General features: G+C 55.7%; 15 protein-coding genes, 3 tRNA genes and 4 rRNA genes. 11 read left to right on the top strand and 11 right to left on the bottom strand.

What is annotated here, in order from left to right:
- Nucleotides 1-13: 13 nt before the first annotated feature.
- Both ACL2XN_RS20440 and cspA read right to left on the bottom strand, forming a co-directional pair.
- Nucleotides 14-376, bottom strand: coding sequence for a MerR family transcriptional regulator (locus ACL2XN_RS20440; RefSeq protein WP_410013306.1), 363 nt, complete (start codon nucleotides 374-376; stop codon nucleotides 14-16).
- A gap of 255 nt (nucleotides 377-631) precedes the next feature.
- Nucleotides 632-844: an RNA chaperone/antiterminator CspA gene (gene cspA, locus ACL2XN_RS20435; protein WP_410013305.1), complete on the bottom strand. Its 213-nt coding sequence runs from the start codon at nucleotides 842-844 to the stop codon at nucleotides 632-634.
- 587 nt (nucleotides 845-1,431) lie between these two features.
- Here cspA and ACL2XN_RS20430 point away from each other — a divergent pair.
- The 4 genes from ACL2XN_RS20430 (at nucleotide 1,432) to ACL2XN_RS20415 (ending at nucleotide 5,606) form a co-directional block, all read left to right on the top strand.
- Entirely contained in the window at nucleotides 1,432-2,457 is a 1,026-nt protein-coding gene (locus ACL2XN_RS20430; RefSeq protein ID WP_410013304.1) for an amino acid ABC transporter substrate-binding protein, read from the top strand.
- Nucleotides 2,458-2,535: 78 nt separating this feature from the next.
- Nucleotides 2,536-3,714: an amino acid ABC transporter permease gene (locus ACL2XN_RS20425; RefSeq protein WP_413729346.1), complete on the top strand. Its 1,179-nt coding sequence runs from the start codon at nucleotides 2,536-2,538 to the stop codon at nucleotides 3,712-3,714.
- Between the two features lie 15 nt (nucleotides 3,715-3,729).
- Nucleotides 3,730-4,836: an amino acid ABC transporter permease gene (locus tag ACL2XN_RS20420; RefSeq protein WP_410016718.1), complete on the top strand. Its 1,107-nt coding sequence runs from the start codon at nucleotides 3,730-3,732 to the stop codon at nucleotides 4,834-4,836.
- Between the two features lie 8 nt (nucleotides 4,837-4,844).
- Entirely contained in the window at nucleotides 4,845-5,606 is a 762-nt protein-coding gene (locus tag ACL2XN_RS20415; protein WP_410013302.1) for an amino acid ABC transporter ATP-binding protein, read from the top strand.
- Nucleotides 5,607-5,630: 24 nt separating this feature from the next.
- Here the strand turns inward: ACL2XN_RS20415 and ACL2XN_RS20410 are convergent, their stop codons facing one another.
- Nucleotides 5,631-6,803 (bottom strand): ROK family protein, encoded by a 1,173-nt coding sequence (locus tag ACL2XN_RS20410; protein ID WP_410013301.1) that lies wholly within the window; start codon nucleotides 6,801-6,803, stop codon nucleotides 5,631-5,633.
- A gap of 263 nt (nucleotides 6,804-7,066) precedes the next feature.
- Between ACL2XN_RS20410 and ACL2XN_RS20405 the strand changes: the two genes are divergently transcribed.
- The 5 genes from ACL2XN_RS20405 to ACL2XN_RS20385 are packed head-to-tail and all read left to right on the top strand — an operon-like array spanning nucleotide 7,067 to nucleotide 12,139.
- The gene (locus tag ACL2XN_RS20405; RefSeq protein ID WP_413729345.1) at nucleotides 7,067-8,320 is read left to right on the top strand and encodes an extracellular solute-binding protein; all 1,254 of its coding nucleotides are present in this window, start codon (nucleotides 7,067-7,069) and stop codon (nucleotides 8,318-8,320) included.
- Between the two features lie 10 nt (nucleotides 8,321-8,330).
- On the top strand, nucleotides 8,331-9,233 hold the full coding sequence (locus tag ACL2XN_RS20400) for a carbohydrate ABC transporter permease (protein ID WP_410013299.1): 903 nt from the start codon (nucleotides 8,331-8,333) through the stop codon (nucleotides 9,231-9,233).
- Complete coding sequence (locus ACL2XN_RS20395; RefSeq protein WP_410013298.1) at nucleotides 9,230-10,069, top strand: carbohydrate ABC transporter permease; 840 nt, start codon at nucleotides 9,230-9,232, stop codon at nucleotides 10,067-10,069. The genes ACL2XN_RS20400 and ACL2XN_RS20395 overlap by 4 nt, the downstream gene beginning before the upstream one ends.
- 24 nt (nucleotides 10,070-10,093) lie before the next feature.
- On the top strand, nucleotides 10,094-11,044 hold the full coding sequence (locus tag ACL2XN_RS20390; RefSeq protein WP_413721553.1) for a carbohydrate kinase family protein: 951 nt from the start codon (nucleotides 10,094-10,096) through the stop codon (nucleotides 11,042-11,044).
- Between the two features lie 3 nt (nucleotides 11,045-11,047).
- On the top strand, nucleotides 11,048-12,139 hold the full coding sequence (locus tag ACL2XN_RS20385) for an ABC transporter ATP-binding protein (RefSeq protein WP_410013296.1): 1,092 nt from the start codon (nucleotides 11,048-11,050) through the stop codon (nucleotides 12,137-12,139).
- A 30-nt stretch (nucleotides 12,140-12,169) separates the two neighbouring features.
- On the opposite strand, the gene ACL2XN_RS20380 is transcribed toward ACL2XN_RS20385, so the two are convergent.
- Complete coding sequence (locus ACL2XN_RS20380; protein ID WP_413729344.1) at nucleotides 12,170-12,922, bottom strand: SDR family NAD(P)-dependent oxidoreductase; 753 nt, start codon at nucleotides 12,920-12,922, stop codon at nucleotides 12,170-12,172.
- A gap of 208 nt (nucleotides 12,923-13,130) precedes the next feature.
- On the opposite strand from ACL2XN_RS20380, the gene ACL2XN_RS20375 reads away from it, so the two are divergent.
- Together ACL2XN_RS20375 and ACL2XN_RS20370 are read left to right on the top strand one after the other, a co-directional pair.
- Nucleotides 13,131-14,054: an AraC family transcriptional regulator N-terminal domain-containing protein gene (locus ACL2XN_RS20375; RefSeq protein WP_410013294.1), complete on the top strand. Its 924-nt coding sequence runs from the start codon at nucleotides 13,131-13,133 to the stop codon at nucleotides 14,052-14,054.
- A gap of 512 nt (nucleotides 14,055-14,566) precedes the next feature.
- Entirely contained in the window at nucleotides 14,567-15,085 is a 519-nt protein-coding gene (locus tag ACL2XN_RS20370; protein WP_410016717.1) for a hypothetical protein, read from the top strand.
- 426 nt (nucleotides 15,086-15,511) lie between these two features.
- On the opposite strand, the gene rrf (ACL2XN_RS20365) is transcribed toward ACL2XN_RS20370, so the two are convergent.
- The 7 genes from rrf (ACL2XN_RS20365) to ACL2XN_RS20335 all read right to left on the bottom strand — a co-directional run bounded on the left by rrf (ACL2XN_RS20365) (nucleotide 15,512) and on the right by ACL2XN_RS20335 (nucleotide 21,649).
- A 5S ribosomal RNA gene (rrf, locus tag ACL2XN_RS20365) occupies nucleotides 15,512-15,627 on the bottom strand.
- 35 nt (nucleotides 15,628-15,662) lie between these two features.
- A tRNA-Thr gene (locus ACL2XN_RS20360) sits at nucleotides 15,663-15,738 on the bottom strand.
- A 219-nt stretch (nucleotides 15,739-15,957) separates the two neighbouring features.
- Nucleotides 15,958-16,073, bottom strand: a 5S ribosomal RNA gene (rrf, locus tag ACL2XN_RS20355).
- 230 nt (nucleotides 16,074-16,303) lie between these two features.
- A 23S ribosomal RNA gene (locus ACL2XN_RS20350) occupies nucleotides 16,304-19,297 on the bottom strand.
- 391 nt (nucleotides 19,298-19,688) lie between these two features.
- A tRNA-Ala gene (locus ACL2XN_RS20345) sits at nucleotides 19,689-19,764 on the bottom strand.
- Nucleotides 19,765-19,954: 190 nt separating this feature from the next.
- Nucleotides 19,955-20,031: transfer RNA gene (locus ACL2XN_RS20340), tRNA-Ile, on the bottom strand.
- A 75-nt stretch (nucleotides 20,032-20,106) separates the two neighbouring features.
- Nucleotides 20,107-21,649 (bottom strand): 16S ribosomal RNA (locus tag ACL2XN_RS20335).
- The 16S, 23S and 5S rRNA genes sit together here with 3 tRNA genes alongside, the layout of an rRNA operon.
- Nucleotides 21,650-21,855 lie beyond the last annotated feature (206 nt).

Below are 21,855 nucleotides of genomic sequence, written 5' to 3'. Positions count from 1 at the left end.
GTATCGTCATACATTATTCCTCGGTAACGTTGGCATCGGTATAACCGGCGATTTTAGCGTCGAGGACGAGCAGTGAGGATTGCAGTTCCGTGATATGCGCCCGTACCTTTTGGCGATGCGCCTCCAGCAGGCGCCGGCGATCGGGTAGGGTTGCCGTGCCGCCGTCGCGCAGGGCGGCATAGCGCAACATATCGCGTATCGGCATGCCGGTCGTTTTCAACCGCTGCAAAAAGGCAATCCAGGGCAGGATGGCGCGGTCGTAATAACGCTGTCCGGCATCATCCCTCCGGGCATACGGCAGCAATCCAATGCGTTCGTAATAGCGCAGGGTATGGGCTGTCAGCCCGGTTTTTTTTGCTATATCACCGATCTTCATATCTGTCCTTATTTCGTCCCGACCTTACCCATGCTAAGGGTTAGAGCGCGCTCTAAGTCAAGCGACAAAACAGGTTTTGCTCAAGCGGTGGATTCTGGGGACGAAAAAAAGCCCCGACGATGTCGAGGCTCTTTAATTCATTGTCAGGTTCCGGATGCTTTGGATTTTCTGGCGGCTGCGCCGCGCGACCAAAGGGCTATTCGTTTAAGAATGTCCGGTAACCTGCTTCTGCGTGGTTATGGCTGAGTAATTAAATTACAGAGCAACAACGTTGGCAGCAGACGGGCCTTTCTGGCCGCTTTCAATGGTGAATTCAACGCGCTGACCTTCGTCAAGGGTTTTGAAATCATTGCTCTGGATGGCAGAGAAGTGTACGAACACGTCTTTGCTGCCGTCAGCAGGAGTGATGAAGCCGAAACCTTTACCAGCGTCAAACCATTTAACGATACCAGTCATTTTGTCAGACATAGATACTTCCTTCATAATTATTTGTGCCACAATGTGGCGTGGTGAATAGGTCTGTTTGCCAGGGATTACTTACTTATGGGCACTTAAGAAGGAAATTCGTCGAAGAAGTGATGGTCTGCTATCGCTTTTACTTGAACAACTTTACTAAAATGACTTACATAAATAGGTCTGTACTACAAACCGTTGACGCTATTTACTCATAAAACCCCCCGCCGCGCAAGCTTTAATTATCAAATGAATTTTTAAGGTGCAATGACTGCACCCAAGGCGATGTTGCGCCCGCATCCCATGCGCCCAATCAAGGCGGTTCGACAACAATTTTTGCCAACCCGCTCCCAGATAACGGAACCCGGGGCGTCATAGTGGTGCGTCCGCCGAATCACTGCACTATATTTGTGCATAACTGTCCCGTTTTGGCGCGGCGCGGCTGTTAATAAAGTGTGAGTTCACCCGCCAGGCAAGCAACTGCCAGATTGGCATCCCCTTTGCTATAGAGGTAACTGGCACTATGCCAACAGACAGGATGGATGCGCAGCGAAAGTGCATCAAAACCACTGGCTTTAATTTTCTGCCTCACAGGATGCTTTATGAAAAAAATGATGATTTCCACCTTGGTTGCCGCAGCCACCCTTTTTGCGATAGCCAATCAGGCACATGCAGGCGCGACGTTGGACGCGGTAAAGAAAAAAGGTTTTGTGCAATGCGGTATCAGTGACGGTTTGCCCGGCTTTTCTTATGCCGATGCCAGCGGTAAATTTACCGGTATCGACGTGGACGTCTGCCGCGCCGTCGCCGCTGCCGTCTTCGGCGACGATACCAAGGTCAAATACACGCCCTTGACGGCAAAAGAGCGTTTTACCGCGCTGCAATCCGGGGAAGTGGATATCCTGTCGCGCAACACGACCTGGACCTCGTCCCGCGATGCGTCCATGGGCATGGTGTTCGCCGGCGTGAACTATTATGACGGTATCGGCTTCCTGACCCATACCAAGGCCGGACTGAAAAGCGCCAAGGATCTCGACGGCGCTACCGTCTGTATCCAGGCCGGTACCGATACCGAGCTGAACGTAGCGGATTATTTCAAAGCCAATAAAATGCAATTTACCCCGGTGACCTTCGATCGTTCCGACGAAAGCGCCAAGGCGCTCGAGTCCGGCCGCTGCGACACCCTCTCTTCCGACCAGTCACAGCTCTACGCGCTGCGTATCAAGCTGGGCAAGCCCGACGATTATGTCGTACTGCCTGAAGTGATTTCCAAAGAGCCGTTGGGACCGGTGGTGCGTCGCGGTGATGAAGATTGGTTCACCATTGTCAAATGGTCGCTGTTCGCCATGCTCGATGCCGAAGAAATGGGCGTGACCTCGAAAAACGTCGATCAGCTGGCGGCCTCGCCGGCAACACCCGATATGGCCCATCTGCTGGGTAAAGAAGGTAACTTCGGCGAACAGCTGAAGCTGCCTAACGATTGGGCATACAAAATCGTTAAACAAGTAGGGAATTACGGCGAAATTTTCGATCGTAACGTCGGCGCCGGCAGCGAGCTTAAAATCAAGCGCGGCCTGAATGCATTATGGAATCAGGGCGGCATCCAGTACGCGCCGCCGGTACGTTAATACCAGCCACAGTGCGAGAGCGCCGGCGTAGTCCGCCGGCGCTTTTCCAGCAGATAAATTTATACTGAGGCTTTGCGCATGCAACAACGCCAAACCGTAAAAGGTGCCTTTTCGTTGACCAACCCTGCGGTTCGCGCCTGGGTCTACCAGATACTGGCCGTGGTGATGGTGGTAGCCTTTGGCGGCTATATCCTGCACAACACGCTGACTAATCTCAGCAACCGCGGCATCACGTCCGGCTTTGGTTTCCTGCATGACGCCGCCGGTTTCGGCATCGTGCAGCATCTTATTCCTTTCGAACAGGGCGATACCTACGGACGGGTGTTTATCGTCGGGCTCCTCAATACATTGCTCGTCTCCGCGCTCTGTATCGTGTTCGCTTCCCTGCTCGGCTTTTTTATCGGCCTGTCGCGACTGTCGGAAAACTGGCTGTTACGTAAACTGTCGACCATCTATATCGAGACTTTTCGTAATATTCCGCCGCTGCTGCAAATCTTTTTCTGGTATTTCGCCGTGCTGCGCAACCTGCCCGGTCCGCGCCAGGCGGTTAATGCCTTTGACGTGGCCTTTCTCAGCAACCGCGGCCTTTATATGCCCACCCCGATGATGGGCGAAGGCGCGGCCGCCACCCTGGTTGCGCTGGTTGCCGCCATCCTGGCGTCGGTTATCCTGTTTCGCATTAACCGCCGCCACCAGATGGCCACCGGCGAACTGCGCCGCAGCTGGCCCTGGATTGTCCTGCTGTTGATTGCGCTGCCCGCCGGCGCGCAGTGGCTATTCGGCGCGGCCCTCCATTGGGATTTGCCGCAATTGCGCGGGTTTAACTTTCGCGGCGGCATGGTGCTTATCCCCGAACTAGCCGCCCTGACGCTGGCCCTTTCGGTTTATACCTCCACCTTTATCGCCGAAGTCATTCGCTCCGGCATCCAGTCGGTACCCTTCGGCCAGCATGAAGCGGCCCGTTCGCTGGGGCTGCCTAATCCGGTCACGTTAAACCAGGTTATCCTGCCGCAGGCGATGCGCGTGATTATCCCACCCCTGACCAGCCAGTACCTGAATATCGTCAAGAACTCCTCGCTGGCGGCCGCCATAGGTTACCCGGATATGGTCTCGCTATTTGCCGGGTCGGTGCTCAACCAGACCGGCCAGGCGATTGAAACCATCGCCATCACCATGTCGGTCTATCTGGTTATCAGTTTGGGGATTTCGTTCTTAATGAACATTTACAACCGGCGTAAAGCATTGGTTGAGCGCTAAGAGACCTTCATGACCATGACAATCAATCCCCATGAACCCGTAGCGATAGCGTCGCGCAGCCGGCTGGCACTGGCTATGCTTTGGATACGCCAGAACCTGTTTTCCAGCCTGTCCAATAGCCTGCTGACCCTGTTTTGCCTGTGGCTGCTGTGGATTATTATCCCGCCCATGTTCAACTGGCTGATATTGCAAGCCAATTGGGTGGGCACCACCCGCGCCGACTGCACCCGCGACGGCGCCTGCTGGGTCTTTATCCACGCCCGCTTCGGCCAGTTCATGTATGGCCTGTACCCCTTCGACCAGCGCTGGCGCATTAACCTGACCCTGGTGGTCGGATTGCTGAGCCTGCTGCCGATGTTCTGGAAAGGCATGCCGCGTCGCGGACGTTATATTGCCTGCTGGGCGGTGTTGTTCCCCATTTTTACCTGGGTGATGCTGTATGGCGGCTTTTTCGGTTTATCCCGGGTGGAAACCCGTCAATGGGGCGGGTTGACCCTGACGCTCATCATCGCGGCGGTGGGCATTGCGGGCGCGCTGCCCCTGGGCGTGCTGCTGGCGCTGGGCCGGCGGTCGAAAATGCCGGTGGTGCAATGGTTTTGCATCATATTTATCGAGTTCTGGCGCGGCGTGCCGCTGATCACCGTGTTGTTCATGTCGTCGGTCATGCTGCCGCTGTTCCTGTCGGAAGGGACCAATATCGATAAGCTTATCCGGGCGCTGGTAGGGGTGATCATGTTCCAGTCGGCCTACGTGGCGGAAGTGGTGCGCGGCGGCCTGCAGGCCTTGCCCAAGGGCCAGTACGAGGCGGCCGAATCGCTGGCGCTGGGTTATTGGAAAACCCAGGGGCTGGTGATCCTGCCGCAAGCCCTGAAAATGGTGATTCCCGGCCTGGTCAACACCATCATTGCGCTGTTTAAGGATACCAGCCTGGTGGTGATTATCGGTTTATTCGATTTGTTCAGCAGCGTGCAGCAGGCCACGGTCGACCCGGCCTGGCTCGGGATGTCGACGGAAGGGTATGTCTTCGCCGCGGCAGTCTACTGGATTTTTTGTTTTAGCATGTCCCGCTATAGCCAACATTTGGAAAGGCGCTTTCAAACCGGGCATTCCTCCACCCATTGAGGTACATAATGAGCGACAATAACGCCATCCAGTCTGACCGTTTGATGATTACACTGGAAAACGTCAATAAGTGGTTCGGTCAGTTCCATGTATTGAAAGATATCAATTTGCAGGTAAAAGCCGGCGAACGCATCGTGCTGTGCGGCCCTTCAGGTTCGGGCAAGTCCACCACCATCCGTTGTATTAACCATCTGGAAGAGCATCAGCGGGGCACCATCGTGGTGGACGGTACCCTTTTGAATGACGATCTGCGCAATATCGAACGCGTGCGTACTGAAGTGGGCATGGTGTTCCAGCATTTCAACCTGTTCCCGCACCTGACGGTGCTGCAGAACTGCACCCTGGCGCCCATTTGGGTGCGCAAGATGCCGAAAAAAGAGGCCGAGGAGCTGGCCATGCATTATCTGCAGCGGGTGCGGATTGCCGAGCACGCGCATAAATTCCCCGGCCAGCTGTCCGGCGGCCAGCAGCAGCGGGTGGCTATCGCCCGTTCGTTATGCATGAAGCCGAAAATCATGTTGTTTGACGAACCCACCTCGGCGCTGGATCCGGAAATGGTCAAGGAAGTGCTCGATACCATGATCGGCCTGGCCAATGACGGCATGACCATGCTGTGCGTGACGCATGAAATGGGCTTTGCCCGTACCGTCGCCGATCGGGTGATCTTTATGGATCGCGGGGAGATCGTCGAGCAATCCGCGCCGGACGAGTTTTTCACCCAGCCGAAATCAGAGCGCACCCGCGCCTTCCTGTCCCAGATCCTGCATTGATCGACCACCGGGGCGCCGCCCCGGTTATTTCAGCAGCACCTCGTATTGCGGATTAAACTCATCGAATATCGGCAGCGCCGCGGCGCCCAGCGCGGCGGTGTCGGTACCGTTCAGCCCAATCCTGACGCGGTGGCCGTCGCTGTATTTGCTGCGCACCGAGCGCAGCAGCGGATGCAGGCGCCCGACAATTTTTTCCACCAGCGGCTGTGGCATTTGGCCGCCGATAATCACCGCTTCGGCGTCGAAAATGCATTCGAGGATATTGATTGCCTGCCGGGTTGCCGGCAGGACCGCGTCGATCCAGCGGTCAAAGCGGGCGTGTTCCACGTGCAGCAGGTCCCCGGGCATGGCGATCATGGGATCCAGCCCACAGGCCTCATAAGCCGATTGCAGGGATAAATAGCGTTCCAGGCAGCCATGATTGCCGCAGGAGCACAGGCGCCCGCCGGGCTGCACCACCATGTGACCGACCTCGCCGGCATTATGCGCATGGCCGGTGTAAATATGGCCGTCGGTGAAAATGCCCGCGCCCAGGCCAGTGCCGATATAAAGATAGATAAACGAATCCAGCTGCTTGGCAATGCCGTGGAACCGCTCGCCGATGGCGGCCACCGTAGCGTCGTTCTCCAGGGTCACCGGCAGGCCGGTTGCCGTCGTCAATTCCGCCACCACATCGACATGTTCCCAGCCGTGCAGGGTGGTGGGTCCTTCGGACGATAGGCCCTCGACGCCAAAGGGCCCCGGCATCACCACCCCGATCCCCAGCATTTTGCCCCAGTCGACCGGCGCCTGCTGCTTCATCTCCGCCAGCAGCTCTTTGATCAGCGCAAGCGTTGCACCGGGCTGGGGCTTTTGCACCAGGCAAAGGCGCCGGAAGCGGACATTGCCGGTAAGATCGACCAAGACCATCAGCAGGGTCTGGTGATCGAGATGAATGCCTATCGAATAAGCGCTGTCCGGATTCAGGGTCATGGGTACCGCCGGCTGGCCGCGGCCGCCGACATGGCGTGGCGCATGGGAGGAGAGAATGCCGGCCTGGCCGAGCTCGGCCGCGATATTGGATACGGTCTGCGGCGTCAGCGCCGTCAGGCGCGCCAATTCCGCCCGCGTCAACTCGCCGTTTAACCGAATGGCCTCGATAACCACGCGCCGGTTGTGCGCCCTGGCATGTTCCAAATTGGTACCTGATGTTCTCATGAGTCCATACCCCTCACTGCCTGTGGCGCCAGTATGTGTGCTTGTTATAGAGCAATCAAATTGATTTATTAATTCCCGGGCAGTGTTTTCGGCATGGCTATTGCAAGTTTCTCTGCAGGATAGCGGCAATTGTTGCCAGGTATGTTAAGAGAATGTGGCGCGATAGCGATCACAAGCTGAGAAGTTAAGCATTGCTTTCGTCTATTAAAGCAATCAAATTGATTTAATTACCCACACGCAAACCATCTGATCCCGGAGAGAGCATGAACATAAAGACCTTCTACCCCGCCCTGACGCTCTGCGCGTTGTCGGTCCTCGCGCTGGGGCTCCCGGCACAGGCCCAGGCGAAAACCCAAATCAACGCGCTGTTCATGACCCAGGCCGCCTACAGCGAAAACGATATCCGCGCCATGACCACCGATTTCACCCAGCAGCATCCGGATATCGACGTCAACCTGGAATTTGTACCCTACGAAGCCCTGCACGACAAAATCGTCGCGGCGCGCGGCGCGGGCGGCAATGGGTACGATGTGGTGCTGTTCGACGCCATCTGGCCGGCGGAATTTACCAAATTCGGCCTATTACAGGATGTCACGGCACGGATTAACGCCGACGACAGCAAAAAGATTTTCCCCGGCGCCATGAGCACCGTTACCTATCAGGATAAGGTTTGGGGCCTGCCCTGGATCCTCGACACCAAATACCTGTATTACAACAAGGCGATGTTGAGCAAAGCCGGCATCACCACGCCGCCGCAGACCTGGCAGCAGGTGGAGCAGCAGTCCGAGATTTTAAAGCAAAAGGGCATCGTGAAGTATCCGCTGGTCTGGAGCTGGTCGCAGGCGGAAGCGCTGATTTGTGATTACACCACGCTGGTATCGGCCTTTAAGGGCGACTTCTTTACCGCGGGCAAGCTGAATTTCAGCAACCCGGGCTCGTTGCAAGCGGTAAATTATATGAAGGAAACGCTGGATAAGGGCCTGACCAATCCCAACTCGCGCGAATACCTGGAAGAAGATGTGCGCAAGGCGTTCTCCAACGGCGACGCGGCCTTCGCGCTCAACTGGACCTATATGTACAACATGGCCAACGACCCGAAACAGAGTAAAGTGGCCGGCGACGTCGGCATAGTGCCGGCACCGGGCGCGCAGGCCGGCGGCGTTTCGGCGGTCAACGGCTCGATGGGCCTGGGCATTGCCAAGGCCAGCCAGCATCCCGAGCAGGCATGGCAATATATCAGCTATATCACCTCGCAGCCGGTACAGGATAAATATTCGCGCCTGAGCCTGCCCATCTGGAAATCCTCCTATGATGACCCCAAGGTGCAGCAAGGTCAGGAGCCGTTAATCGCCGCCGCGAAACAATCCCTGAATGTCATGTTGTCCCGCCCGGCCATTCCCGCCTATTCGCAGTTGTCCAACGTGCTGCAGCAAAACCTGCAGCAGGTGTTGCAGAACCAGGCTACGCCGGAAGCGGCCATGCAGGCGGCGACGAAAGGCGCGGAACGTTTGCGTTAAGGATTTAGCCATGCTCAGTTTGCCGCAACGTGAGCGTCGTCAGGCATGGGTGCTGCTGGCGCCCATGCTGGTGATGATGTTTTTGCTGACCGCCTGGCCGCTGGGCCGGACCCTGTGGCTCAGCTTTACCGACGCCGCGCTGATTGGCGGCGGCGCCGTGCCCGCTTACGTGGGTTTCGCCAACTATCTGTATGCGCTGACCGACCCGGACTTTCTGGCGGCGCTGGCGCGCACGCTTTATTTTACCCTGGTGTCGGTGGCCTTTGAAGGCGTTATCGGCGTACTGGTGGCCCTGCTGCTGAACCAGAAATTTTACGGCCGCGGCCTGCTGCGGGTGCTGGTAATCCTGCCCTGGGCGCTGCCGACCATCGTTAACGCCATGATGTGGCGGCTTAATTTCAATCCCGATTACGGCAGCGTCAACGCGTTGCTGACACAAACCGGTGTCATCGATCGTTACCGCAGTTGGCTCGGCTCCCCCGACTCGGCGATGAACGCGGTGATGATTGCCGATATCTGGAAAAACTACCCGCTGGTGACGCTGCTGACCCTGGCGGCGCTGCAATCGATCCCGGACGATCTGTTCGAGGCCGCGCGTATCGACGGCGCCTCCGCCTGGCGGCGATTTCGCGCCATCACCCTGCCGGCCATCCTGGCTCCACTTGGCGTGGCGCTGATCTTACGCACCATCGACGCCTTTAAGATCTTCGACATTATTTATGTCATGACCCGGGGCGGCCCGGTGGACAGCACCAAGACCCTGAGCTTTTTCGTCTATCAGGAATCGTTCAGCTACCTGCGCGCCGGCAGCGGCGCCGCCTATGCCATCCTGATGACCATTCTGTGCGGGATTTTGATTGCCGTTTACATGCTGATGCTGTCCCGTCAGCGCCGCCGGGGAATAGAATCATGAAACGCAGGATCCGCATTGTTTTACGCTACGCGGCGGCGGCGCTGCTGGCGATAACCATACTGGCGCCCATGCTGTGGCTGTTTTTAATGAGCGTCAGCTCGGCGGCTGATTTAGCCCGCATCCCGCTGGAATGGCTGCCGCGACAATGGGACTTCAGCCGCTACGCCCGCCTGCTATCGCTGGCGCCGGGCCAGCCGGGCGCGCTTTTCCTGCACGCGCTGGCCAACAGTATGGTGATTGCCACCGGCGCGACGCTGATTTCGCTGCTGCTGGCCGTGCCGGCGGCGTTCAGTTTTTCCCGCTATCCCGGCCGTGAGGGCTGGTTGATGGGCAGCCTGGCTATTTATATGGTGCCGCCGGTGGCGTTTGTCCTGCCGCTGTATTTTGTTTTGCAGCAGTTGTCGTTACTGAATACGCATCTGGGACTGGTGTTGGTGTACTGTTCGCTGATCCTGCCTTTTCTGACCTGGATGCTGAAAAACCAGTTCGACGCGCTGCCGCTGGATATCGAACAGGCGGCGCGCCTCGACGGCCTGCGTTTTTGGCAGGTGCTGTTGCGCATTACCCTGCCACTGGCCAAACCGGCCGTGGCCGCCTCGGCGGTGTTTGGCTGGCTGCTGGCCTGGGATGAATTTTTCTATGCCTTGCTATTTACCAACAATATCCAGGCGCAAACGCTGCCGGTCACTATCGCCGGGTTTACCGCCGGCCGGGCCACGGACGACGGGCTTATCGCCGCCGTCGGCATCCTGGCCTCGGTACCGCCGCTGTTTATCGCCATCTGGCTGCAAAAATCCCTGGTCAGCGGTTTAACCAGCGGCGGCAGCAAGGGCTAAAAAAGGGACGAACTGGATACCTTCATGACAACATCCGCGATCGACGCCACGCTGTATGTGGTGGGCAATATCAATATCGACCTGATTATGGGCACCCTGCACCATTGGCCCGCCCGCGGAACCGAGGCGATGCTGGAACACAGCGCCATGCGGCCCGGCGGCTCGGCCGGCAACTGCGCGCTGGCGCTGGCGGCGCTCGGCACGCCGCACCGGGCGGTGGCCAATCAGGGAGACGATCATTTTTCTTCCTGGCTGGCGGGTTATTTTACCGCCAGCGCGCCCTTCTGGCCGCGTTATGCCTGCGAAACCTCGCTGACGGTGGGCCTGACCCATCCTGATAACGAACGCACCTTTTTCAGCAACCAGGGACATATCGTGCGCCTGACGCGGCAAGACGTGCTGATGCAGCTGCCGCCGCAGGCGACGCCGGGGGATATCGTCTTATTATGCGGCACCTTTCTCTGCCTGCGGCTGCTAAAGGAGTATCCGGAGCTGTTGGCTACGCTGCGCCGCCGCGGTTTTCAGGTGGCGGTGGATACCGGCTGGCCCCCCGACGGCTGGAACGAGCGCCTGCGTAGGGATATCGCCCGCTGGCTCGGTTACTGTGACTATTTATTATTGAATGAAGTGGAAACGCTGGGCCTGGCGGACAGCGGCGATCTGGCGCTGGCCGGAAAAACGCTGGCGGCGCAGCTCACGCCCGGCGGCGCCTGCGTCATCAAGCGGGGCGCGTTGGGTGCCACGGTATATGAGAGGCAGGGGGAATTTTCCCACGCCGCCGAGCAGGTCGAAATCAAAGATACCATCGGCGCCGGCGACAGTTTTAACGCCGGTTTTCTCAGCGCCCTGCTGTACGGTTATAACCGCCGCCAGGCGCTGCGCTGGGGCATTCGTGTCGCCGGGCAGGCCATAGGCAGCTCGCCGCGTCAGTATCCTGACCGGGCATCCCTTCAATCCCTTGCCGGTGAGGAATAATCCATGGCCAGCGTCGAACTCGTCAAGATCGCCAAACGTTATGGCAAACATACCGTGCTTAATCCGCTGGATCTCACCATCCCCGACGGCAGCTTTACGGTGTTAGTCGGCCCCTCCGGCTGCGGCAAATCCACCCTGCTGCGCCTGCTGGCCGGGCTCGATACCGTCTCCGACGGCGATATCTTTATTGATAAACAGCGTATCAACGACCTGGATCCGGCGGATCGGGATATCGCCATGGTGTTCCAAAGCTATGCGCTTTACCCGCATTTGACGGTCGCGGAAAACCTGGCGTTTCATATGCAGGTAAAAAAAGTACCGCGCCAGGAACAGCAAAGCAAAGTCGAGCAAGTCGCCCGCATGCTGGGTATCGAACGCCTGTTGCGGCGGCTGCCGAAGGCGCTGTCCGGCGGGCAGCGCCAACGTGTGGCCATGGGCCGCGCCATGGTGCGCAATCCGCGGGTATTCCTTTTTGACGAGCCGTTGTCCAATCTGGATGCCCAGTTGCGCATGGAGCTGCGCGCCGAGATTAAATCGCTGCATCAGCAGCTCAAAACCACCACGGTATATGTTACCCATGACCAGGTGGAGGCCATGACCCTGGCCGATCAAATTGTGGTGATGAAGGAAGGCAATATCGTTCAGCAAGGCAGGCCTCTGGAAATTTACGATCGGCCGGCCAATACCTTCGTGGCGCGTTTTATCGGCTCGCCGCCGATGAACCTGCTGGAAGGGAAGGTTGAGACACGCGATGGGATTGCGGGCGTAAGCTGTGGCGCACTGTGGTTCCCGCTGCCGGCAAAATGGCACGCTGCGGCAAAGCTTCAGGGCGGCGCGCCGGTGACGCTTGGCATTCGTCCGCATGATTTCTTGCGCCTTGATGCTTCGGAACAGCCCGCCGCCACGTTGCGCGTGATGGAGGTAACCGGCGAGACCAGCCTGCTGCACGTAGACTGGGGCGGTTTCCCGCTGCATGTCCAATTTGCCGGCCGGATCCTGTGCCAGCCCGGGCAACCGCTCTGGCTGGAAACCAAGGCGGAAAGCCTGCATTTGTTTGATACGCAAAGCGGCAACCGGCTTGGCGAGACCCGTTAAAGCGCAGGCGCGGGCGGCAATCCGCGTTGATCAGTAACCCACGCCTCGCACTCCGCCCGCGGCCCTAATGTATTCGCCTGTTACCCAATGTGCATCATCGGACGCCAGGAACACCGCAACGGGCGCAATGTCTTCCGGCTCGCCGAAACGGCCCAAAGGCGTTCCGGCAATAAGTTTTTCCCCCAGTTCGCCCGCAAAATGACCTTTCGTCGCAGGCGTATTGGTGTGGCCGGGCAGAATGGCATTGACCCTGATCCCACGGGGGCCCAACTCCCTGGCCAACGCCAGGGTCAGGGTATCGACCGCCCCTTTGGTGGCTGAATAAACACTGGATGCAAGATAAGGGTCGGTGCTGAGGATGGAGCTGATATTGATGATGCTGCCCCCTGATTTGCCGAAATGCTTTACCGCTTCACGAACAGCCAGTAGATACCCCAGCACATTGATATTAAACTGCTGATGGAAGGCTTCCTCCGTAAGGTCTTCAATCATTTGAAACACCGCGACCCCAGCGTTATTTACCAGAATATCCAGCCTACCGTAGTCCGCTCTGACCGTATCGAACAAGCGTATGACGTCGCGTGCCTTGCTCATATCCGCCTGAATAGAGACTGCGGTGCCGCCCTGCGCCTGAATCTGCGCGACAACCGCGTCGGCCTCGTCCTTGCTTGACGCATAGTTTACGACGACCGTCACGCCCGCCGCGCCAAACGCTTTGGCAATGCCGGCGCCGATGCCTTTTGATGCGCCGCTGACAACCGCAATTTTGCCATTAAGTTTCATATAATTACCTTTTATGCCGTTGAGGAATGGCTCGCGGGGGTGAAGGTGGTCAGATCTCAGAGATCCGGACGCAACACCCGCTTGCCAATAGCATAGGGTCAACAGCCGGCCAGCGGCGTGCCAGTTCTTCTCTCATCCTTGCCTGATTTTCTCACTCCGCTTGCTTTGCCATCGGGTTTACCCCATAGTCAATTGCATGAACAATGCAATGGATGAGCTGCGCAGCATCGTTATGCGTGCAGGAAACACGTGGACAGATACCGGCCTATCGCACGTGACCATGGTGCGGGCCGAGGCGTGCGCGGATCGGGTTTATCAGCCCATGCTGCACTTGGTTCTACAGGGCTCCAAGACGCTCTCCATTGGGGATCAGGTTTTGGATTATGCAGCGGCGACCTATTTTCTCGTCCCCGTGGATGTACCCGCCACCGGCGAGATCCATTCGAGCGGACCGGGGCAGCCCTATCTTGCGATCGGCCTGGCCCTTGATGTCAAGGTCATCGCCACGTTGCTCGCTGGTGAGTCCGAAGCGGATGCGCGTCCAAACACGGGGGGCTTTTCCGCGGTGACCGCGCCTGCTGAAATGATTGATGCATGGTTGCGTATGATGAGACTTATCAATCGCCCGCGAGAAGCCGCGATCCTTGCCCCCATGATCGAGCGGGAAATTTTGTTTCGGGTACTGCAAGGGCCGCTGGGAGGTATGCTGCGCGAAATCGCCCGCCCCGAAGGCCGTTTGTCGCAGATTCGACGCGCCACCCTGTGGATCCGGGAGCACTACACCGAACCATTCCGCGTCGAGTCGCTCGCGGCAATGTCCGATATGAGCGTCGCGGCTTTCTATCGTCACTTCAAATCCATCACCGCCATGACGCCGATTCAATACCAGAAGCGTCTGCGCCTGCTTAGGGCCCGTTGGTTGCTGTTGTTCGATCCTCAGGACGCCGCCGCAATCGCATTTACCGTTGGGTATGAAAGCGCCTCACAATTCAGCCGTGAATATGCACGCCTGTTCGGCATGTCACCGGTGCGGGATGCCGCCAGGTTCAGGTCAGCGCCAGCCTCAGGCGGCGCTTCAATGATGGATGCGGGCGTTTCTGAAAGCTTAAGTCGCGTCTCTTCGTCCGGGTAGCGAACCGCCAGGGTTGATGTCTATGCAAAAGCCCTCTGTTGTCACCGAGGTTTTTTGCAATTGCATGCCTGACAATTGACGATTGCTTCTGACGCCAACGTTGCTGCGAAGACGCATAATGTCATCGGCACAGACCCGTCATTAAATAACATTACCGGCACAGACGCCTTCCTGTACCTCTCCGGCTGATAAACTATAAAATAAAAAACGCCTGGGCCAATGGGATTTATTACACAATGCTGTGCCATTATCTACCTCAGGGTAGCCGGTTATAATGACCGGGGGAATATGCTGAACGCAACCGGAAAGTGGTTAATCACAGGCTGGCAGCCAGGTTTGCAGCGGGTGGTCTCAGGCAAAATCTGATTGAAAAAATAAAGCCTTTTTCTTTGTGCGAATTTAAACTATATCTTAGATATATTCATTACAGAATTCTCTCTCCCCCTCTTGATGTTTTTTTTAATTATTTTCAGATAAAAGATATAATTTTTATTATCAAAGAGATTATTAAAATGTTTAAAAACTCAAGCAAAGCTTTATGTTTTTTTATACTTATCGTCGCCACCAGAACGTATGCCAGAGAGATAAACTTATATTCCGCCAATACCGGTTCGTTTGTGTATCACTTGACTGGTAATTATGGGCAATATAATGAGTTTTTTGATAATAAATTCTTATCAGTCGAGCGCAAATTTTCTGAAGATTCCAACTACAGTATATTGCTTGGGACGATGAACAACAGTTTCGGGGACCGCTGTCTGGCAATGGGATTGAGAAGGGACTGGATATCGGGTGACTCCGGCTGGGTTTTTAAAGGGATATATGGTTATACAGGGGAATTTTTTTTTGACGCTTTCAGTCGTTGCGGTGATCATGGCGCCTATAAAAATTTTAAGAAAGCGACTGGAATAGGATTTGCGCCATATATTTATCATGCTATTCAATACAATTTTACAGATTACTTCGGTATTGAAACTGGAATAATCATTCCTACCGTACTTGTCATCAGCGTGCAATGGAGCTTCAGATAAATGTTTGTTACCCGTTATACGCAAGCCGGGTAGCGAACCGCCAGGGTCACGGACATGAAAAAGCCCTCTGTTTGCACAGAGGGCTTCGCCAATGGGATGCCTGGCAGTTGATGTCCGCCTGCGGCGGCCACCCTGCGGGCCGCCGCAAGCGGCGTTCAACAGGCTCCGCCTGTTGTCCTACTCTCTTACTCGAGTAGCGAACCGCCAGGGTTACGGACATGAAAAAGCCCCCTGTTTGCACAGAGGGCTTCGCCAATTGGATGCCTGGCAGTTGATGTCCGCCTGCGGCGGCCACCCTGCGGGCCGCCGCAAGCGGCGTTCAACAGGCTCCGCCTGTTGTCCTACTCTCTTACTCGAGTAGCGAACCGCCAGGGTCACGGACATGAAAAAGCCCTCTGTTTACACAGAGGGCTTCGTCAATTGGATGCCTGGCAGTTCCCTACTCTCGCATGGGGAGACCCCACACTACCATCGGCGCTACGGCGTTTCACTACTGAGTTCGGCATGGGGTCAGGTGGGACCACCGCGCTAGTGCCGCCAGGCAAATTCTTTATTTGCCGAACTCTACCGTTAAAACTGGTGCTGATACCCAGAGTCGAACTGGGGACCTCACCCTTACCAAGGGTGCGCTCTACCAACTGAGCCATATCAGCGCTCAAAGCTTTTTTACCAACGCCTTTCGCTTCACTCAAGGTATTGGTCTTAATAGATGCCTGGCAGTTGATGCCTGACTGCGTCAGGCCCCCTTCGGGCCGCCGCAAGCGGCGTTCAACAGGCTCCGCCTGTTGTCCTGCTCTCTGACTCGAGTAGCGAACTGCCAGGGTTACTTCACAACGCCTTTCGCTTCGCTCAAGGTATTGGTCTTAATGGATGCCTGGCAGTTCCCTACTCTCGCATGGGGAGACCCCACACTACCATCGGCGCTACGGCGTTTCACTGCTGAGTTCGGCATGGGGTCAGGTGGGACCACCGCGCTAGTGCCGCCAGGCAAATTTCTCGTCTCATCCTGAGACTCGCCCTGCGGGCCAGCGCTGTGCGCTGTACAAAATCGCTCCCGGCGATTTTGTCATTTCCCCTGTGCAAGGCCAACGCTCCGCGTTGTTGACAACCCGTCAATATCTCGACCGGTTGTGTTTAATACTTTCCGTTACAAGCTGAAAATTCTCTCGCCGCCCCTTGGGGCGACGCTCTCTTCGCGTCAAACACTTTAGGTGTTGTAAGGTTAAGCCTCACGGGTCATTAGTATCGGTTAGCTCAACGCATCGCTGCGCTTACACACCCGACCTATCAACGTCATCGTCTTTAACGTCCCTTCAGGTGGCTTAAAGCCACAGGGAAGACTCATCTCGAGGCAAGTTTCCCGCTTAGATGCTTTCAGCGGTTATCTCTTCCGCACGTAGCTACCGGGCAATGCCATTGGCATGACAACCCGAACACCAGTGGTGCGTCCACTCCGGTCCTCTCGTACTAGGAGCAGCCCCTCTCAATCTTCCAACGCCCACGGCAGATAGGGACCGAACTGTCTCACGACGTTCTAAACCCAGCTCGCGTACCACTTTAAATGGCGAACAGCCATACCCTTGGGACCTACTTCAGCCCCAGGATGTGATGAGCCGACATCGAGGTGCCAAACACCGCCGTCGATATGAACTCTTGGGCGGTATCAGCCTGTTATCCCCGGAGTACCTTTTATCCGTTGAGCGATGGCCCTTCCATTCAGAACCACCGGATCACTAAGACCTGCTTTCGCACCTGCTCGAGCCGTCACTCTCGCAGTCAAGCTAGCTTATGCCTTTGCACTAACCTCACGATGTCCGACCGTGATTAGCTAACCTTCGTGCTCCTCCGTTACTCTTTAGGAGGAGACCGCCCCAGTCAAACTACCCACCAGACACTGTCCTCGACCCAGATTATGGGCCGGAGTTAGAACATCAAACATTAAAGGGTGGTATTTCAAGGTTGGCTCCATGCAGACTGGCGTCCACACTTCAAAGCCTCCCACCTATCCTACACATCAAGGCTCAATGTTCAGTGTCAAGCTATAGTAAAGGTTCACGGGGTCTTTCCGTCTTGCCGCGGGTACACTGCATCTTCACAGCGAGTTCAATTTCACTGAGTCTCGGGTGGAGACAGCCTGGCCATCATTACGCCATTCGTGCAGGTCGGAACTTACCCGACAAGGAATTTCGCTACCTTAGGACCGTTATAGTTACGGCCGCCGTTTACCGGGGCTTCGATCAAGAGCTTCTCCTTACGGATAACCCCATCAATTAACCTTCCGGCACCGGGCAGGCGTCACACCGTATACGTCCACTTTCGTGTTTGCACAGTGCTGTGTTTTTAATAAACAGTTGCAGCCAGCTGGTATCTGCGACTGGCTTCAGCTCGGGGAGCAAGTCCCTCCACCTAATGCCAGCGTGCCTTCTCCCGAAGTTACGGCACCATTTTGCCTAGTTCCTTCACCCGAGTTCTCTCAAGCGCCTTGGTATTCTCTACCTGACCACCTGTGTCGGTTTGGGGTACGATTCGATGTGACCTGGAGCTTAGAGGCTTTTCCTGGAAGCGTAGCATCAATTCCTTCACCACCGTAGTGGCTCGTTATCACGCCTCAGTGTTGAATGAAAAAGCGGATTTACCTGCTCTTTCCACCTTCACGCTTAAACCGGGACAACCGTCGCCCGGCGAACCTAGCTTTCTCCGTCCCCCCTTCGCAGTCACACCCAGTACAGGAATATTAACCTGTTTCCCATCGACTACGCCTTTCGGCCTCGCCTTAGGGGTCGACTCACCCTGCCCCGATTAACGTTGGACAGGAACCCTTGGTCTTCCGGCGAGCGGGCTTTTCACCCGCTTTATCGTTACTTATGTCAGCATTCGCACTTCTGATACCTCCAGCAGCCCTCACAGGCCACCTTCGCAGGCTTACAGAACGCTCCCCTACCCAACGGACATATCCTTAAGTCAACTCGACGTGATGAACGCATTGACGTCGCTGCGCTCCGTCAATCGTTTTTCCGTACAATTGTCTTAAGTGATATGTCCGCTGCCGCAGCTTCGGTGCATGGTTTAGCCCCGTTACATCTTCCGCGCAGGCCGACTCGACCAGTGAGCTATTACGCTTTCTTTAAATGATGGCTGCTTCTAAGCCAACATCCTGGCTGTCTATGCCTTCCCACATCGTTTCCCACTTAACCATGACTTTGGGACCTTAGCTGGCGGTCTGGGTTGTTTCCCTCTTCACGACGGACGTTAGCACCCGCCGTGTGTCTCCCGTGGTAACATTCTTCGGTATTCGCAGTTTGCATCGGGTTGGTAATCCGGGGTGGACCCCTAGCCGAAACAGTGCTCTACCCCCGAAGATGAATTCACGAGGCGCTACCTAAATAGCTTTCGGGGAGAACCAGCTATCTCCCGGTTTGATTGGCCTTTCACCCCCAGCCACAAGTCATCCGCTAATTTTTCAACATTAGTCGGTTCGGTCCTCCAGTTAGTGTTACCCAACCTTCAACCTGCCCATGGCTAGATCACCGGGTTTCGGGTCTATACCCTGCAACTTAACGCCCAGTTAAGACTCGGTTTCCCTACGGCTCCCCTAAACGGTTAACCTTGCTACAGAATATAAGTCGCTGACCCATTATACAAAAGGTACGCAGTCACCCTGATAAATCAAGGCTCCCACTGCTTGTACGTACACGGTTTCAGGTTCTATTTCACTCCCCTCGCCGGGGTTCTTTTCGCCTTTCCCTCACGGTACTGGTTCACTATCGGTCAGTCAGGAGTATTTAGCCTTGGAGGATGGTCCCCCCATCTTCAGACAGGATATCACGTGTCCCGCCCTACTCATCGAGCTCACAGCACTTGCACCTTCGGATACGGGGCTATCACCCTGTGTTGCCGGACTTTCCAGACCGTTCTCCTGATGCAAACGCTGATGGTGACTCTGGGCTGTTCCCCGTTCGCTCGCCGCTACTAGGGGAATCTCGGTTGATTTCTTTTCCTCGGGGTACTGAGATGTTTCAGTTCCCCCGGTTCGCCTCAATACGCTATGGATTCACGTAATGATAGTGCAACGAATTGCACTGGGTTTCCCCATTCGGACATCGCCGGCTGATAGCGCTTCATATCAGCTCACCGGCGCATTTCGCGGATTAGCACGTCCTTCATCGCCTCTGACTGCCTAGGCATCCACCGTGTACGCTTATTCACTTAACCTCACAACCCTAAAGTGTCTGTGTTGCGACTGGCTGCACACTGCCATGGCATCGTTGCGCGGTGCTCGCCATGCTCATGGACATTGAGTCCACTCCGCTGGCTGCGCGCCGTGCGCCTTGCCCTGACACTGTTCGCACAGTCTCACCCTGGTGAGAGTAAACCCTCGCCTGGGCTACAGAGATTGCCATCGACACGGCAATCATTAGGTTTGCTTGCTTTGAGAGAATCGCATACTGATTTTGCTCAGCATGTTTTTTTTCAAATTTTCAGCTTGTTCCGGATTGTTAAAGAGCATGTATTTCGCAGCATACTGATACGCGGTTGCGTAACAATGTGCTCTGAAATAAATAAGAAAAACCAGACAATCTTACCACCCATCCCCGTCAGGAAATGGTGGAGCTAAGCGGGATCGAACCGCTGACCCCCTGCGTGCAAAGCAGGTGCTCTCCCAGCTGAGCTATAGCCCCAAGTCGTTTAACCTTTTAACATCAACCAGACTCTTTCCCGCACTGAAATTGCTGTGCATCAATTAAGCTACAAAGCAATGGCATTTAGAAAGGAGAACAACTTGATAGCCCATTCGTTTCCAGGCAAGGCGTGGGGTCACGAAGTTTATTGAAATAAACGAGTGGCGCCGCAACGCAGCATGGGAAGGAATGGTAGGCCTGAGTGGACTCGAACCACCGACCTCACCCTTATCAGGGGTGCGCTCTAACCACCTGAGCTACAAGCCTATAGAAGGTTTTTCTTGCTCGTTACAGTTATCAGACAATCTGTGTGGACACTACACAATCTAGTATCTATTTCGGTAAGGAGGTGATCCAACCGCAGGTTCCCCTACGGTTACCTTGTTACGACTTCACCCCAGTCATGAATCACAAAGTGGTAAGCGCCCTCCCGAAGGTTAAGCTACCTACTTCTTTTGCAACCCACTCCCATGGTGTGACGGGCGGTGTGTACAAGGCCCGGGAACGTATTCACCGTGGCATTCTGATCCACGATTACTAGCGATTCCGACTTCATGGAGTCGAGTTGCAGACTCCAATCCGGACTACGACGCACTTTGTGAGGTCCGCTTACTCTCGCGAGTTCGCTTCTCTTTGTATGCGCCATTGTAGCACGTGTGTAGCCCTACTCGTAAGGGCCATGATGACTTGACGTCATCCCCACCTTCCTCCGGTTTGTCACCGGCAGTCTCCTTTGAGTTCCCGACATTACTCGCTGGCAACAAAGGATAAGGGTTGCGCTCGTTGCGGGACTTAACCCAACATTTCACAACACGAGCTGACGACAGCCATGCAGCACCTGTCTCAGAGTTCCCGAAGGCACGTTCGCATCTCTGCAAACTTCTCTGGATGTCAAGAGTAGGTAAGGTTCTTCGCGTTGCATCGAATTAAACCACATGCTCCACCGCTTGTGCGGGCCCCCGTCAATTCATTTGAGTTTTAACCTTGCGGCCGTACTCCCCAGGCGGTCGATTTAACGCGTTAGCTCCGAAAGCCACGGCTCAAGGCCACAACCTTCAAATCGACATCGTTTACAGCGTGGACTACCAGGGTATCTAATCCTGTTTGCTCCCCACGCTTTCGTACCTGAGCGTCAGTCTTCGTCCAGGGGGCCGCCTTCGCCACCGGTATTCCTCCAGATCTCTACGCATTTCACCGCTACACCTGGAATTCTACCCCCCTCTACGAGACTCTAGCCTGCCAGTTTCAAATGCAGTTCCCGGGTTAAGCCCGGGGATTTCACATCTGACTTAACAGACCGCCTGCGTACGCTTTACGCCCAGTAATTCCGATTAACGCTCGCACCCTCCGTATTACCGCGGCTGCTGGCACGGAGTTAGCCGGTGCTTCTTCTGCGGGTAACGTCAATCAACAAGGTTATTAACCTTATCGCCTTCCTCCCCGCTGAAAGTGCTTTACAACCCGAAGGCCTTCTTCACACACGCGGCATGGCTGCATCAGGCTTGCGCCCATTGTGCAATATTCCCCACTGCTGCCTCCCGTAGGAGTCTGGACCGTGTCTCAGTTCCAGTGTGGCTGGTCATCCTCTCAGACCAGCTAGGGATCGTCGCCTAGGTGAGCCGTTACCCCACCTACTAGCTAATCCCATCTGGGTTCATCCGATGGCGTGAGGCCCGAAGGTCCCCCACTTTGGTCTTGCGACGTTATGCGGTATTAGCTACCGTTTCCAGTAGTTATCCCCCACCATCAGGCAGATCCCCAGACATTACTCACCCGTCCGCCGCTCGCCGGCAAAGTAGCAAGCTACTTCCCGCTGCCGCTCGACTTGCATGTGTTAGGCCTGCCGCCAGCGTTCAATCTGAGCCATGATCAAACTCTTCAATTAAAAGCTTGATGCTCAAAGATTGTCATACTGTTAATCTTATGAATTAACTGTTTGTTCACTCTTCAAGACTTGGTATTTTTGTGTTTCGATACGGTCTTGTGAGTGCCCACACAGATTGTCTGATAAATTGTTAAAGAGCAGTGCGCCGCTGTAATCAGTCTGGCGCGAGGTGGCGTATATTACGCTTTCCTCTTTCAGTGTCAAGC

This window comes from Sodalis sp. RH22, from assembly GCF_047324165.1.
Classification (GTDB): domain Bacteria; phylum Pseudomonadota; class Gammaproteobacteria; order Enterobacterales; family Enterobacteriaceae; genus Acerihabitans.
The sequence above is the reverse complement of the archived record's forward strand: the minus strand, read 5'-3'. Positions and strand labels throughout refer to the sequence as shown.